At 32.7% G+C, this 14,813-nt stretch carries 12 protein-coding genes and 1 other annotated feature; all 12 genes read right to left on the reverse strand.

Annotated elements, in window-relative coordinates:
• Positions 1 to 146: 146 nt before the first annotated feature.
• The 12 genes from fusA to rpmG all read right to left on the reverse strand — a co-directional run bounded on the left by fusA (position 147) and on the right by rpmG (position 14,606).
• Positions 147 to 2,213 carry an elongation factor G gene (fusA, locus tag RYM86_RS17635; RefSeq protein ID WP_315082123.1) on the reverse strand — a complete coding sequence of 689 codons (2,067 nt, stop codon included), beginning with the start codon at positions 2,211 to 2,213 and terminating at the stop codon, positions 147 to 149.
• A 78-nt stretch (positions 2,214 to 2,291) separates the two neighbouring features.
• The gene (gene rpsG / locus RYM86_RS17640; protein WP_315082124.1) at positions 2,292 to 2,762 is read right to left on the reverse strand and encodes a 30S ribosomal protein S7; all 471 of its coding nucleotides are present in this window, start codon (positions 2,760 to 2,762) and stop codon (positions 2,292 to 2,294) included.
• A gap of 145 nt (positions 2,763 to 2,907) precedes the next feature.
• The gene (gene rpsL / locus RYM86_RS17645) at positions 2,908 to 3,285 is read right to left on the reverse strand and encodes a 30S ribosomal protein S12 (protein ID WP_003369958.1); all 378 of its coding nucleotides are present in this window, start codon (positions 3,283 to 3,285) and stop codon (positions 2,908 to 2,910) included.
• Between the two features lie 295 nt (positions 3,286 to 3,580).
• Positions 3,581 to 7,114, reverse strand: coding sequence for a DNA-directed RNA polymerase subunit beta' (gene rpoC / locus RYM86_RS17650; RefSeq protein ID WP_315082126.1), 3,534 nt, complete (start codon positions 7,112 to 7,114; stop codon positions 3,581 to 3,583).
• Positions 7,115 to 7,135: 21 nt separating this feature from the next.
• Positions 7,136 to 10,873, reverse strand: coding sequence for a DNA-directed RNA polymerase subunit beta (gene rpoB, locus RYM86_RS17655; RefSeq protein WP_315082127.1), 3,738 nt, complete (start codon positions 10,871 to 10,873; stop codon positions 7,136 to 7,138).
• A 364-nt stretch (positions 10,874 to 11,237) separates the two neighbouring features.
• Positions 11,238 to 11,597 (reverse strand): 50S ribosomal protein L7/L12, encoded by a 360-nt coding sequence (gene rplL / locus RYM86_RS17660; RefSeq protein WP_315082129.1) that lies wholly within the window; start codon positions 11,595 to 11,597, stop codon positions 11,238 to 11,240.
• 57 nt (positions 11,598 to 11,654) lie between these two features.
• Positions 11,655 to 12,158, reverse strand: a complete 504-nt coding sequence (gene rplJ, locus RYM86_RS17665; RefSeq protein WP_315082131.1) for a 50S ribosomal protein L10 — start codon at positions 12,156 to 12,158, stop codon at positions 11,655 to 11,657.
• A 35-nt stretch (positions 12,159 to 12,193) separates the two neighbouring features.
• Positions 12,194 to 12,323: a sequence feature (ribosomal protein L10 leader region), on the reverse strand.
• A gap of 45 nt (positions 12,324 to 12,368) precedes the next feature.
• Complete coding sequence (gene rplA / locus RYM86_RS17670; protein WP_012423549.1) at positions 12,369 to 13,058, reverse strand: 50S ribosomal protein L1; 690 nt, start codon at positions 13,056 to 13,058, stop codon at positions 12,369 to 12,371.
• A gap of 54 nt (positions 13,059 to 13,112) precedes the next feature.
• Positions 13,113 to 13,538: a 50S ribosomal protein L11 gene (gene rplK / locus RYM86_RS17675; RefSeq protein ID WP_003371022.1), complete on the reverse strand. Its 426-nt coding sequence runs from the start codon at positions 13,536 to 13,538 to the stop codon at positions 13,113 to 13,115.
• Positions 13,539 to 13,616: 78 nt separating this feature from the next.
• Complete coding sequence (gene nusG, locus RYM86_RS17680; protein ID WP_315082133.1) at positions 13,617 to 14,138, reverse strand: transcription termination/antitermination protein NusG; 522 nt, start codon at positions 14,136 to 14,138, stop codon at positions 13,617 to 13,619.
• 37 nt (positions 14,139 to 14,175) lie between these two features.
• Positions 14,176 to 14,406 (reverse strand): preprotein translocase subunit SecE, encoded by a 231-nt coding sequence (gene secE / locus RYM86_RS17685; RefSeq protein ID WP_003374410.1) that lies wholly within the window; start codon positions 14,404 to 14,406, stop codon positions 14,176 to 14,178.
• 50 nt (positions 14,407 to 14,456) lie between these two features.
• The gene (rpmG, locus tag RYM86_RS17690) at positions 14,457 to 14,606 is read right to left on the reverse strand and encodes a 50S ribosomal protein L33 (protein ID WP_012449883.1); all 150 of its coding nucleotides are present in this window, start codon (positions 14,604 to 14,606) and stop codon (positions 14,457 to 14,459) included.
• Positions 14,607 to 14,813 lie beyond the last annotated feature (207 nt).

The raw sequence follows: 14,813 nt of genomic DNA on the forward strand, positions 1-14,813 counted from the left end.
AATTGTTCCGATATTTACGTGTGGTTTACTTCTCTCAAATTTTTCTTTTGACATTGTAAAATTCCTCCCTTATTATGAAATGATTTAAAATCTTATATTATTTATATTAGATATCATTTATATTAGATTTCAAAATATAATCTATATTATTTAGTTTTGTTTCCAGCAACTTGTTCTTGAATACTCTTTGGAACTTCTTCATAGTGGTCGAATACCATTGAGTAAACTCCTCTACCTTGAGTTCTTGATCTTAAAGATGTAGCATATCCGAACATTTCTGATAATGGTACGAACGCTCTTATAACTTGAGCACCATTAACAGCTTCCATTCCTTCCATTCTACCTCTTCTTGAGTTAACGTCTCCAATAACATCTCCCATATATTCTTCAGGAACTGTTATTTCAACTTTCATCATTGGTTCAAGAAGTACTGGATCTGCTTTTGCCATAGCATTCTTAAATGCCATAGATCCAGCAATCTTAAATGCCATTTCTGATGAGTCAACTTCATGGTATGAACCGTGTACTAACCTAACTTTGAAGTTAATAACGTTGTATCCAGCAATTATACCATTTAAACATGCTTCTTGAATACCATTGTCAACAGCTGGGATATATTCTCTAGGAATAGCTCCTCCAACGATTGCATTTTCAAATACGTATTCTCCTTCAGTTGGTTCCATTTCAATTACAGCATGACCGTATTGACCTTTACCACCTGATTGTTTAGCATATTTAGCTTCTGCTTTAACAGCTTTTCTAATTGTTTCTTTATAAGCAACTTGTGGAGCTCCAACGTTACATTCAACCTTGAATTCTCTCTTAAGTCTATCAACGATGATATCTAAGTGTAATTCACCCATACCAGCGATGATTGTTTGACCAGTTTCTTCATTAGTCCAAGTTTTGAAAGTTGGATCTTCTTCAGCTAATTTAGCTAAAGCCATACCCATTTTTTCTTGAGCTGCCTTAGTTTTTGGTTCGATAGCTACAGAAATAACTGGTTCTGGGAATTCCATTGATTCAAGGATTATAGGATCTTTTTCTGAACATAAAGTATCACCAGTACTTGTGTTCTTTAGTCCGATTACTGCTCCTAATTCCCCTGCTTCTAATGATTCAACTTCTTGTCTTGAGTTAGAATGCATCTTAACAAGTCTACCAATTCTTTCTTTCTTACCCTTAGTTGAGTTAAGAACGTATGAACCACTTTCCATTATACCAGAATAAATTCTTGTATATGCTAACTTTCCTACGAATGGATCTGTAGCTATTTTGAATGCTAGAGCTGATAATGGTTCTCCATCTGCAGCATTTCTTTCAGCTTCTTCTCCTTCTAAGTTAGTACCTTTTACTGCTGGGATATCTAATGGTGATGGTAAGTAATCAACAACACCATCTATCATTTGTTGAACACCTTTATTCTTATATGAAGAACCACAAATACAAGGGTAAATTTCATTAGCTATAGTAGCTTTTCTTAAGCCAGCTTTTAATTCTTCCTCTGTAATTTCTTCTCCATCTAAGTATTTCATCATTAATTCTTCATCAGATTCAGCAATTGCTTCGATCATTGCTGCTCTATATTCTTCAGCCTTTTCAGCATATTCAGCTGGTATAGCTTCTTCTCTCATGTCTTTTCCAAGATCATCATAGAATAATATTGCAACATTTCTTATAAGGTCAATCATTCCTTGGAAATTTTCTTCGCTTCCTATTGGAATTTGAATTGGAACTGCATTTCCTTTTAATCTATCTCTTACAGTACTTATACATCTAAAGAAGTCTGCACCTGTTGCATCCATCTTATTAACATAAATCATTCTTGGAACACCATATTTATCCGCCTGTCTCCAAACAGTTTCAGTTTGAGGTTCAACCCCACTCTTTGCATCTAAAACTGTAACAGCACCATCAAGTACTCTTAATGATCTTTCAACTTCTACTGTGAAGTCTACGTGTCCAGGAGTATCAATTATATTAAGTTCATGTTCTTTCCATGCACATGTAGTAGCTGCAGAAGTAATTGTTATACCTCTTTCTTGTTCTTGAACCATCCAGTCCATTGTAGAAGCTCCATCATGAGTTTCACCTATTTTGTGATTGATTCCTGTATAAAATAATATACGCTCAGTTGTTGTTGTTTTACCAGCATCAATATGAGCCATTATACCGAAATTACGAAATTTACCTAAAGGATATTTTCTAGCCATTAATTGTCCTCCTCTCAAATAGTAAGTATAAATTTGACAAAACTGTCTTGGCGTAAACCAAAACAGTTTTTATATATATTAGTATCTGTAATGAGCAAATGCTTTATTAGCTTCTGCCATTTTATGAGTATCTTCTCTCTTTTTAACAGCTGCTCCAGTATTATTAGATGCATCTAATAATTCTCCTGCAACTCTTTCGTACATTAACTTTTCGCCTCTTTTTCTAGCGGCTATTAACATCCATCTTATTCCTAAAGTCTGTCTTCTTTCTGTTCTAACTTCCATAGGAACTTGGTATGTCGCACCACCTATTCTTCTGGCTTTAACTTCTAGTAATGGCATTACATTATTCATAGCTTCTTCAAAAACTTCTAAAGCATCCTTACCACTTCTTTGAGCCATTAATTCAAATGCTTCGTAACAGATTTTTTGAGCTACACCTTTTTTACCATCTTCCATTATGCTGTTTATGAATTTTGTAACAACTTTTGAATTGTATACTGGATCTGGTAATACATCTCTTTTTGCTATATGTCCTTTTCTTGGCACTTTTCTTCCCTCCTTAACAATTTAAATTTAAGTTCATCGGTACTCGGTATTTTTCAATACCGCAAAGTGTTCTCCTCATACATCTATATAAACTAAAATTACAAATCTATGTAAATGCGAAGATTAGCACTAAACTAAGTTAACCTTATTTTTGTTTAGGTTTCTTAGCACCGTATTTTGATCTTCCTTGCATTCTGTTAGCTACGCCTGCGCAGTCTAACGCACCTCTTACAATATGGTATCTTACACCAGGAAGGTCCTTAACTCTACCACCTCTTATAAGAACAACACTATGTTCTTGTAAGTTATGGCCTACACCACCAATGTATGCAGTTACTTCAAATCCATTTGTAAGTCTTACTCTTGCAATTTTTCTTAACGCTGAGTTAGGCTTCTTTGGAGTTGTAGTTTTTACTACAGTACATACTCCTCTTTTTTGAGGGCATTCTTTAAGTGCTGGTGCAGTTGATTTTACTGCTGTTGACTTTCTGCCTTTTCTTACTAATTGGCTAATAGTTGGCATCTTTTCACCTCCCGAAATTTATTTATCTATTTAAATTAAGATAAACACTACATCATATAAATAATTAGCTTTTATAAAAGTTAATTATTTACTTAATAATTAACATATCACTATAAAATTAATTATAGCTTATACTTAAATACAAATTTTACATATATTTCTTTTAATAAAAACTCATGAAAATAAAACTTAATCTATCTTCATGATGTACTATTAACAAATATGTTTGTGTGGCTTTTAACAGCCACACAAACTGTATTTTATCATTTTAATATACGCATGTCAATAAAATTAATTATTCAACTATTTCTGTCTCATTTTCTTCTATTTTTTCATTTTTTGTATTTAAATTCAAACCTCTGTATCTCATCATGCCTGTTCCGGCTGGTATTAATTTACCGATGATTACATTTTCCTTTAATCCTATTAATGGATCAACTTTTCCTTTTATAGCTGCTTCTGTAAGAACTCTAGTAGTTTCTTGGAATGAAGCTGCTGATAAGAAACTATCTGTAGCTAATGCTGCTTTAGTGATACCTAATAAAGATTGTTCACCTTTAGCTTCTTCTCCACCAAACTCTCTAATTTTAGCATTTGCTCCTTGGAAATCAAAAATATCTATCATTGTTCCTGGTAATAACTCAGTATCACCTGATTCAAGAACTTTTACTTTTCTAGTCATTTGTTTTACAACTACTTCAAGGTGCTTATCATTGATATCAACCCCTTGTAGTCTATATACTTTTTGAACTTCTGAAAGTAAATATCTTCTAGCTCCATCTACACCTTTGATATTCATAATATCATGAGGATTTACTGATCCTTCTGTTATTTCATCTCCAGCTTCAATATAGTCTCCATCAGATACTTTTAATCTTGATCCAAATGGAATATCATAACTACGTTCTTCTCCGTCTGCACCCATAACAAATACAGCTCTCTTTTTCTTAGTTTCTTCAATTCTTACATTACCATGTATTTCACTTACTATAGCAAGACCCTTTGGTTTTCTAGCTTCAAATAATTCTTCAACTCTAGGTAAACCTTGAGTAATATCTGATCCTGCAACTCCACCTGTATGGAATGTTCTCATTGTAAGCTGTGTTCCTGGTTCTCCGATTGATTGAGCTGCTATTATACCAACTGCTTCTCCTATATCAATCTTTTTAGCTGTTGCCATATTCATTCCATAACACTTAGCGCATACACCGATTTTACAATCACACGTAAATGCAGATCTAATCTTAACTTTTTTGATTCCAGCAGAAACAACTTTATCAGCTATTACTGGATTCATATATTCATTTTTTGCTACTATTATTTCTCCACTATTAGGATCAACTATATCTTCTGCAGTATATCTACCAATTAATCTTTCTTTTAATTCTTCGATTACTTCAGAACCTTCTTTTATTTCAGATACATATATTCCATCATCTGTTCCACAGTCTTCTTCTCTTACAATTACATCTTGACAAACATCAACAAGTCTTCTTGTTAAGTAACCTGAATCGGCTGTTTTTAATGCTGTATCTGCATTACCTTTTCTAGCTCCATGAGTAGATATAAAGTATTCTAATACATCAAGACCTTCTCTAAATGATGCTCTGATAGGTAATTCAAGGATTTTTCCTGATGGACTTGCCATAAGTCCTCTCATACCCGCTAATTGCTTAATTTGAGATTTAGATCCTCTGGCTCCTGAATCGGCCATCATGTAGATTGGATTAAATTTATCCAAACTATCCATTAATGCATCTGCAACTTCCTCTGTTGTCTTAGTCCATTTTTCTATAACTCTTTCATATCTTTCATCTTCAGATATAAATCCTCTTTTATACATCTTTTCGATTTTATCTATTGTTTCATCTGCTTCATGTAGTAAATCGTATTTAACTGGAGGTACTATCATATCTGATGCTGCAACTGTTACTGCACCAATTGATGAATAATGATATCCTAATGCTTTAATATTATCAAGCATTATTGATGTTTTTGTAGGACCATGTAGCATATAGCTTTGATCTATTACTTTTCCTAATGACTTCTTAGTTACTAGGAAATCTATTTCTAAATTAAATTTTTCTTTTTCATCTTCTCTATTAACAAATCCTAAATCTTGAGGAATTGATTCATTAAAAATAAGTTTTCCTACTGTAGTTTTTATTATTCCTGATTTCACTACTCCATCTATTTCTTTGTATACTCTAACATTGATTTGCGCATGAATATCTATATATTTAGATTCATAAGCCATAACAGCCTCATCTTTATTAGAGAAAGTCATACCTTCTCCTTTAGCGCCAGTTCTATCCATTGTTAGGTAATAAGAACCAAGAACCATATCTTGTGTTGGTACACAAACTGGTTTACCATCAGATGGTTTTAAAATGTTTCCTGCTGCTAACATTAAGAATCTCGCTTCCGCTTGAGCTTCTACTGATAGCGGTACATGGACAGCCATTTGGTCTCCATCGAAATCAGCATTATACGCTGTACATGCTAATGGATGTAATTTAATTGCTCTTCCTTCTACTAATACAGGTTGGAATGCTTGAATTCCTAATCTATGTAGCGTAGGAGCACGGTTAAGTAATACTGGATGATCAGTGATAACTTCTTCTAACACATCCCATACTTGTGGTAAAACTCTTTCTACCATTCTCTTAGCACTCTTTATATTATGTGCAATTCCATCTTGAACTAATTTCTTCATAACAAATGGTTTAAATAACTCTAAAGCCATTTCTTTTGGAAGTCCACATTGATACATTTTTAATTCTGGTCCAACAACGATAACTGATCTACCAGAATAGTCAACTCTCTTACCAAGTAAGTTTTGTCTAAATCTACCTTGCTTACCTTTTAACATATCTGAAAGAGATTTTAAAGGTCTATTTCCTGGACCTGTTACAGGTCTACCTCTTCTACCATTATCAATAAGAGCATCTACTGCTTCTTGAAGCATTCTTTTTTCATTTCTTACAATGATGTCTGGTGCTCCTAAGTCTAATAATTTTTTTAATCTATTGTTTCTATTAATAACTCTTCTATATAAGTCATTTAAATCAGATGTTGCAAATCTTCCTCCATCTAATTGAACCATAGGTCTTAAATCTGGTGGAATTACAGGAATTACATTTATAATCATCCATTTAGGATCATTTCCTGACTTAGCAAAAGATTCTACAACTTCTAATCTTCTTATAATTCTTACTCTTTTTTGACCTGTGCTTTGCTTTAAGTCTTCTTTAAGCTCTTTAGCTCCAGTTACTAAATCTATTTCTCCAAGTAATTCTTGAATTGCTTCAGCACCCATTCCGGCAACAAAGCTATCATCACCATATTTATCTATTGCTTCTCTATATTCTTTTTCATTAAGCAATTGTTTCTTTAATAATGGTGTTTCTTTTGGATCTATTACTATATAAGATGCAAAATATAAAACTTTTTCTAAAGCTCTTGGTGACATATCCATTAATAATCCCATTCTTGATGGAATCCCTTTAAAGTACCAAATGTGAGAAACTGGAGCAGCCAGTTCAATGTGCCCCATTCTTTCTCTTCTTACTTTAGCTTTTGTAACTTCAACTCCACATCTGTCACAAACTATACCTTTATATCTTACTCTCTTATATTTTCCACAATGACATTCCCAGTCTTTCATAGGTCCAAATATTCTTTCACAGAAAAGACCATCTTTTTCTGGCTTTAATGTTCTGTAATTAATAGTTTCAGGTTTTTTTACTTCTCCTCTTGACCACTCTCTTATTTGCTCTGGAGATGCTAAACCAATTTGTATGGCATCAAAATTATTTAACTCAAACAAGGGTAAATCCTCCCTTCAAAATTAATGTTCATCATTAAAATCATCTAATTCTAGATCAGTTTCAAGTGTTTCTATTTCAAAATTTTCATCATATTCAATTTCATCAAGATCTTCTCTATATCCATCTTCAGCTTCAACTTCAGCTTCAACTTGAACTTCTTCGATGTTGCTCGCTACTGCCGGTACTACTGGAGCACTTTCTTCTGAACCTTCTATATTAACTTCTAAATCTGCTATTTCATCATCAGTATATTCTTTTAAACTAACTTCTTGATGATTTTCATTTAAGACTTTAACATCTAAGCATAATGCCTGAAGTTCTTTTATAAGTACTTTAAATGATTCTGGAACTCCTGGTTCAGGTATATTTTCACCCTTAACAATAGCTTCATATGTTTTTACTCTACCTACAACATCATCTGATTTAACAGTTAATATTTCTTGTAATGTATGAGCTGCTCCATAAGCTTCAAGAGCCCAAACTTCCATTTCTCCAAATCTTTGACCACCAAATTGAGCTTTACCCCCTAGTGGTTGTTGTGTAACTAAAGAATATGGACCAGTTGATCTAGCATGAATCTTATCATCAACTAGATGGGCAAGTTTTAAGATATACATTATACCTACTGTTACTGGATTATCAAATGGTTCTCCAGTTCTACCATCATATAATACAGTTTTTCCATTTGCATTATATCCAGCTTTTTCTAAGCATTCTTCTATCTCATTTTCAGTAGCACCATCAAATACAGGTGTTGATATATGCCAACCTAATTTACTAGCTGCCCAACCTAAATGAACTTCTAGTACCTGACCGATGTTCATACGTGAAGGTACCCCTAGCGGATTTAAGCATATTTGTAACGGTCTACCGTCCGGTAAGAATGGCATATCTTCTTCTGGTAATATTCTTGAAATAACACCCTTATTACCATGACGTCCAGCCATCTTATCTCCTACTGATATTTTTCTCTTTTGAACTATATAGCATCTTACAAGTTCATTTACTCCTGGATTTAATTCATCTCCATTTTCTCTTGTAAATACTTTAATATCAACGATTATTCCAGCTTCTCCATGAGGAACTCTTAAAGAAGTATCTCTAACTTCTCTTGCTTTTTCTCCGAATATTGCTCTTAATAATCTTTCTTCTGCTGTAAGTTCAGTTTCTCCCTTAGGTGTAACTTTACCAACTAAGATATCTCCTGATCTTACTTCAGCACCTATTCTAATTATACCTCTATCATCTATATCTTTAAGTGCATCTTCACTTACATTAGGTATATCTCTAGTTATTTCTTCTGGTCCTAGCTTAGTATCTCTTGCTTCACATTCATATTCTTCAATATGCATAGATGTGAATACATCTTCTCTAACTAGTTCTTCTGAAATAAGCATGGCATCTTCGTAGTTATAACCTTCCCAAGTTATAAAGCCCATTCTTATGTTCTTACCTAATGCAATTTCTCCTAAGTCAGTTGAAGGACCGTCAGCAAGAACTTGATTCTTGAAGACTATTTCACCTTTATTTACTATAGGTCTTTGATTTATACAACTACTTTGGTTACTTCTCTTAAACTTTAGTAGTCTATAATTATCAGTTCCTCCATCTGAATCTCTTTTAACTCTAATTTCATTAGCAGATACAAATGTAACAATACCAGCATTTTTAGCCTTTGGAAGAACTCCAGAGTCTACTGCTGCTTTAAATTCTATTCCAGTACCAACGATTGGTGCTTGAGGTTTTAATAATGGAACTGCTTGACGTTGCATGTTAGATCCCATAAGTGCTCTTGATGCGTCATCATTTTCAAGGAAAGGTATCATAGCTGTTGCTACTGATACGATTTGTCTTGCTGATACGTCCATTAAATCAACATCTGTTGCTGGAACTACTAATACATCTTCTAAGTATCTAACAGTTACTTTTTTGTCTACAAAATAACCATTTTCATCTAATGGTTCTTTTGCTTGAGCAATTAAGCATTGATCTTCTTCATCTGCTGTAAAATATCTTATTTCTTCAGTTGCTCTAGCATTTTCTTTATCTATAATTCTATATGGTGTTTCTATAAATCCATATTCATTAACTCTAGCAAAAGTAGCTAATGAGTTTATAAGACCTATATTTGGACCTTCCGGTGTTTCTATAGGACACATTCTACCATAATGAGAATGGTGAACGTCTCTAACTTCGAACCCAGCTCTTTCTCTTGAAAGACCCCCTGGTCCTAATGCTGATAATCTTCTCTTATGTGTTAATTCTGATAATGGATTTGTTTGATCCATGAATTGAGATAATTGTGAACTACCAAAGAATTCTTTAATAGCTGCTGCTACTGGTCTTATATTGATTAACATTTGAGGAGTTATTGATTCTTGGTCTTGAATAGTCATTCTTTCTTTAACTACTCTTTCCATTCTAGATAAACCAATTCTAAATTGATTTTGTAATAATTCTCCTACTGATCTTAATCTTCTATTTCCTAAATGATCTATATCGTCAACATAACCTATTCCATAAGGCAATCCTAGTTCATAACTAATAGTTGCAAATATATCATCTTTTATGATATGTTTTGGAATAAGTCTGCTTAAGTTTTTCTTGATTTCTTCTTTTATAGTTGTTTCATCAGAATAATTATCTAATATTTCTCTTAAAGTTGGATAATGTACTAATTCCTTTATTTGTAAGTCACTTACGTCAAAAGGCACTTGTTTTGTTATATCTACAAAATTATTGCTAATAACTCTAACAAGTTTATCATCAACTAATATGTCTACTGATTTTATTCCTGCATTTTGAATGTCTTCTGCTAATAATCTACTGATTTTTTGGCCTTTTTCAACCATAATTTCTCCAGTAGATGGATTAATTACGTCCATTGCTGCTATTTGATTAGCAATTCTTAAATTTAATGCAAGCTTTTTATTGAACTTATATCTTCCAACTCTAGATAAATCATATCTTTTAGCATCAAAAAATAATGAGTCTATTAATGATATTGCACTATCTACCGTTGGTGGTTCACCTGGTCTTAATCTTTTATATATTTCTAGTAATCCTTCTTCTCTAGTCTTAGTATTATCTTTTTCAATACTTGCTCTGAATCTTTCATCTTCACCAAAGAAGTCTAATAATTCTTGATCGCTTCCAAATCCCATAGCTCTTGCTAAAATAGTAATTGGAAGTTTTCTTGTTTTATCAATTCTTACATAGATAATATCATTAGAGTCTGTTTCATACTCTAACCAAGCACCTCTGTTTGGAATTACCGTAGCTGAATATAGCTTTTTACCAGTTTTATCAATTGAATAATTGTAATATACACCTGGTGATCTAACTAATTGGCTTACAATAACTCTTTCTGCACCATTAATTATAAAAGTACCTTGTTCAGTCATTAATGGAAAATCTCCCATAAATACTTCTTGTTCTTTAATTTCACCAGTTTCATTGTTTTGCAATCTTACTGAAACTTTTAACGGTGCCGCATAAGTTGCATCTCTTTCTTTACACTCTTCAACAGAATACTTGATATTATCCATATCAAGCTTGTAATCTACAAATTCTAGCACTAAATTTCCTGTAAAATTTGTAATAGGATTGATATCTTCAAAAACTTCATGCAGTCCTTCTCTTAAAAACCACTGATACGAATCTAATTGCACTTCAATTAGATTTGGCATTTCTGTAACGTCTTTGACTTTACCAAAACTCATTCTCGTTCTTTTTCCAACTTGGACAGGATGTACCATCAACTTTCACCCCTTGTATAAAGTAAAATAACCAAAAAACATACTTCCCCTAAGGACTTATGCTCTCGGATAGCGTCTTCTTTCAGTATAACCATTTTTGGTCAGATTATACTTATTTTTCCCACTTATATACACTTACCCACTATCATGGTTAAGTACATTATATGATACTATCATATAAAATTTTCATTGTCAATATATTAATGACGTAATTTTTTCGGGAAAAATTTAGATATTTTAACACTCTAATAGCTATAAAGCTATATAAAATATTTACTATATAAATGAACATTTTATATAGCTTTATAAAATGAGTTTAAAAAAGGTGCTATATAAGCACCTTTTTTATATATAAGAAATTAAATTATTTAACTTCTACTTCTGCTCCAACTTCAGCTAATTTAGCTTTCATGTCTTCTGCTTCTTCTTTAGATACAGCTTCTTTTAATGTCTTAGGAGCTCCATCAACTATTTCTTTAGCTTCTTTTAATCCTAATCCAGTAATTTCTCTAACTGCTTTTATAACTTTGATTTTGTTTGCACCAGCACTAGCTAGTATTACATCAAATTCAGTTTTTTCTTCTGCAGCACCTGCTACAGCTCCTGCTACAGCAACTGGAGCAGCTGCGCTTACTCCAAATTCTTCTTCGCAAGCTTTTACTAATTCATTTAATTCTAAAACGCTCATTTCTTTTATAGCTTGAATAATATCTTCTCTTGTCATTTTAAATAGCACCTCCGAAATTTTTTCATAAAATTTATAATTGTTTTTTATTCAGCATTATTCTGCTGATTCTGCTTCCTTACTATCTTTAATTGCACTTAATAAGTATGCAAAGTTTGATAGTGGAGACTTGATACTTCCAAGAAGTTTTGCAATAAGAACTTCTTTTGAAGGAATTGTAGCAAGTTGTGTGATTTTTTCTGAATCGTAAACTTCTCCTTCTACAATACCAGCTTTTAATTCTAATTTTTTATGATCTTTTGCAAAATCATTTAGGACTCTAGCTCCTACAGTAACATCTTCATATCCAAATGCAATAGCTACTGGTCCTTCTAAGTATTCAACAGCACCGTCTAAACCTAATTCTTTAGCTGCTATACTTACTAAAGTATTTTTATATACTTTGTATTCTACACCAGCTTCTCTTAAGTTTTTTCTAAGAGCTGTATCTTCTTCAACTGTTAAGCCTTGATACTTAGCGAACACAACTGCTTTTGCTTTTTGTAACTTTTCTTTGATTTCAGCAACTTTTGCTTCTTTAAGTTGTCTGTTCTTGTTCATGCTATGATCCACCTCCTCACAGTTTTAAACTGCTTAATTCTATTAAAAAAGATCTTCCCATAGACAGAGAAGATCTATAATAAACTTACTTATTATATACCTCGGTAGGTAGTTTCAACTTTATGCTTTCGCACCTACTGTCTATGGAAAATATATTTTTAACTTTCACAACGAATTAAAATATATCACAATTAATTCATTATGTCAATATTAATCTAAAGCTTTTGTTGGATTAATTTTTGCTCCTGGTCCCATTGTGCTAGAAACAGTAATTGATTTTAAATATTGTCCCTTAGCAGCAGCTGGTTTAGCTTTAACTAAAGCTTCCATTAATGTTGTAAAGTTTTCTTTTAACTTTTCAGTTCCAAAAGATTTCTTTCCAATTGGGCAATGTACTATAGAAGTTTTATCAACTCTATATTCTACTTTACCAGCTTTAATTTCAGCAATTGCTTTAGCAACATCAAATGTTACTGTACCTGATTTAGGATTAGGCATTAAACCCTTAGGTCCTAATACTCTACCAATTCTACCAACTACACCCATCATATCTGGAGTTGCAACAACTACATCATAATCGAACCAGTTTTCTGATTGGATCTTTTGAACTAAATCTTCAGCTCCAACGAAATCTGCTCCAGCTTCTTGAGCTTCAGTAGCCTTATCTCCCTTAGCGAAAACAAGAACTCTAACTGTTTTGCCAGTTCCATTAGGTAATACAACTGCTCCTCTAACTTGTTGATCTGCATGTCTTGGATCTACTCCAAGTCTTACATGTAGTTCAATTGTTTCATCAAAGTTTGCTTTTGCAGTTTTTACAGTTAAATCTAATGCTTCAGTTGAGTTGTATAAAGCACTTTTATCTATTAACTTTGAACTTTCAATATATTTCTTTCCCATTATAAGCCTCCTCTGTGGTATTATCGGTTTTTACCTCCCACTTATTTTTACGAATTACTCTTGAATTGTTACGCCCATACTTCTTGCTGTACCTTCGATCATTTTCATAGCTGTTTCGATGCTAGCAGCATTTAAGTCTGGCATTTTAGTTTCAGCAATCTTTTTAACTTGTTCTTTAGTTAAACTTCCTACTTTTGTTCTGTTAGGTACTCCTGATCCACTTTCTAATCCTAATTCTTTCTTGATTAGAACAGCAGCTGGAGGAGTCTTTAATATGAAACTAAAAGATCTATCTTGGTAAACAGTTATAACTACTGGTATTATTAACCCAGCTTGATTTGCTGTTTTTGCGTTAAACTCCTTACAGAATCCCATTATGTTTACACCATGTTGACCTAATGCTGGACCAACTGGTGGTGCTGGTGTTGCCTTACCTGCTTGAAGTTGAAGTTTAATCATTCCAGTTACTTTTTTAGCCATTTTCGTTATTCCTCCTACACTGTGGTATATACGGACTTTTTTGTCCTCCCACTTATTTAAAATTAGCTTATATTAAAATTAAACTAATTTTTCAACTTGATTAAAGTCTAGTTCAGCAAGTGTTTCCCTGCCAAACATATCTACCAAAGCCTTTATCTTTTTCTTGTCTAAAATTATCTCTTGTATTTTTGCTACTGAATCCCTTAAAGGTCCTGAGATAATTTTTATACTTTCCCCTACTTCTAAGTCAATCTCAACAGGCATTTCTAAAACTCCCATTGCTTCCACTTCTTCATCAGAAAGAGGAACAGGCTTTGATCCTGGTCCTACAAATCCTGTGACTCCTCTTGTGTTTCTTACAACATACCAAGATTCATCAGTCATCAGCATTTTTATTAATACATAACCAGGAAATTTCTTTTTTAATGAGACTTTTTGTTTTCCATCTTTTTCTTCAATCACTTCTTCCATAGGCACTTGCATGTCATAGATTAGTGATTCAAGGCTTCTGTTTTCAATTGCTTTTTCTAGGTTTGCTTTAACCTTATTTTCGTATCCTGAGTATGTATGCACTACATACCATCTTGCTATATCACTCATACTTTTCAGGTGAATAAAATATCACCCAAACCTCCCTTTACTTAAAATTAAAAATCATTTCAAAGAGGTTCTTGAAAATAAAATCTAATCCGCCAACTAATATTATATATATTATAGCGAATACACCTACTGCAACAAATGCTTTTTTTGTCTCATCCTTTGAAGGCCAAGTTATTATTTTAAATTCGGCCTTAACCTCTCTAAAAAAACTAAGTAAGCCGCTATTTTTAGGAGCATCTTTAGTTTTTGCAATATCTTTTACTGACATAACTTCACTTCCTTAATCGTAATTAAGTATATGTCACACTTTATTACTTCTTATTTTGTTTCTCTATGAAGTGTGTGTTTTTTACAGAATCTGCAATATTTGTTCATTTCTAATCTATCTGGGTTGTTCTTTTTATTTTTCATAGAATCGTAATTTCTTTGTTTACACTCTGTGCATGCTAAAGTTATTTTAGTTCTCATAACTGCACCTCCAATTTTTATATATAATAGTTCAAAAGATTCAGTCTCTTATTTAAGCGTTACTTTTTACACAATATCATATAATATGTAAAATGTCAACTTCCTTTGAAAGGACTAGGTTTAGCACCCAGTCCGTTTTATTCTTTTTAATATATTATTAAGATTAAGCGTTAATCTTAGTAACAACTCCTGATCCTACAGTTCTTC

Source organism: uncultured Clostridium sp. (assembly GCF_963527835.1).
In the GTDB taxonomy this organism is placed as follows: domain Bacteria; phylum Bacillota; class Clostridia; order Clostridiales; family Clostridiaceae; genus Clostridium.

What these genes read in the sequence shown, in the direction of transcription:
- fusA (WP_315082123.1), bottom strand. Translation starts at nt 2,213, where the DNA reads ATGGCTAGAAAATATCCTTTAGGTAAATTTCGTAATTTCGGTATAATG.
- rpsL (WP_003369958.1), bottom strand. Translation starts at nt 3,285, where the DNA reads ATGCCAACTATTAGCCAATTAGTAAGAAAAGGCAGAAAGTCAACAGCA.
- rpoB (WP_315082127.1), bottom strand. Translation starts at nt 10,873, where the DNA reads ATGGTACATCCTGTCCAAGTTGGAAAAAGAACGAGAATGAGTTTTGGT.
- rplL (WP_315082129.1), bottom strand. Translation starts at nt 11,597, where the DNA reads ATGACAAGAGAAGATATTATTCAAGCTATAAAAGAAATGAGCGTTTTA.
- rplJ (WP_315082131.1), bottom strand. Translation starts at nt 12,158, where the DNA reads ATGAACAAGAACAGACAACTTAAAGAAGCAAAAGTTGCTGAAATCAAA.
- rplA (WP_012423549.1), bottom strand. Translation starts at nt 13,058, where the DNA reads ATGGGAAAGAAATATATTGAAAGTTCAAAGTTAATAGATAAAAGTGCT.
- rplK (WP_003371022.1), bottom strand. Translation starts at nt 13,538, where the DNA reads ATGGCTAAAAAAGTAACTGGAATGATTAAACTTCAACTTCAAGCAGGT.
- nusG (WP_315082133.1), bottom strand. Translation starts at nt 14,138, where the DNA reads ATGAGTGATATAGCAAGATGGTATGTAGTGCATACATACTCAGGATAC.
- secE (WP_003374410.1), bottom strand. Translation starts at nt 14,406, where the DNA reads ATGTCAGTAAAAGATATTGCAAAAACTAAAGATGCTCCTAAAAATAGC.
- rpmG (WP_012449883.1), bottom strand. Translation starts at nt 14,606, where the DNA reads ATGAGAACTAAAATAACTTTAGCATGCACAGAGTGTAAACAAAGAAAT.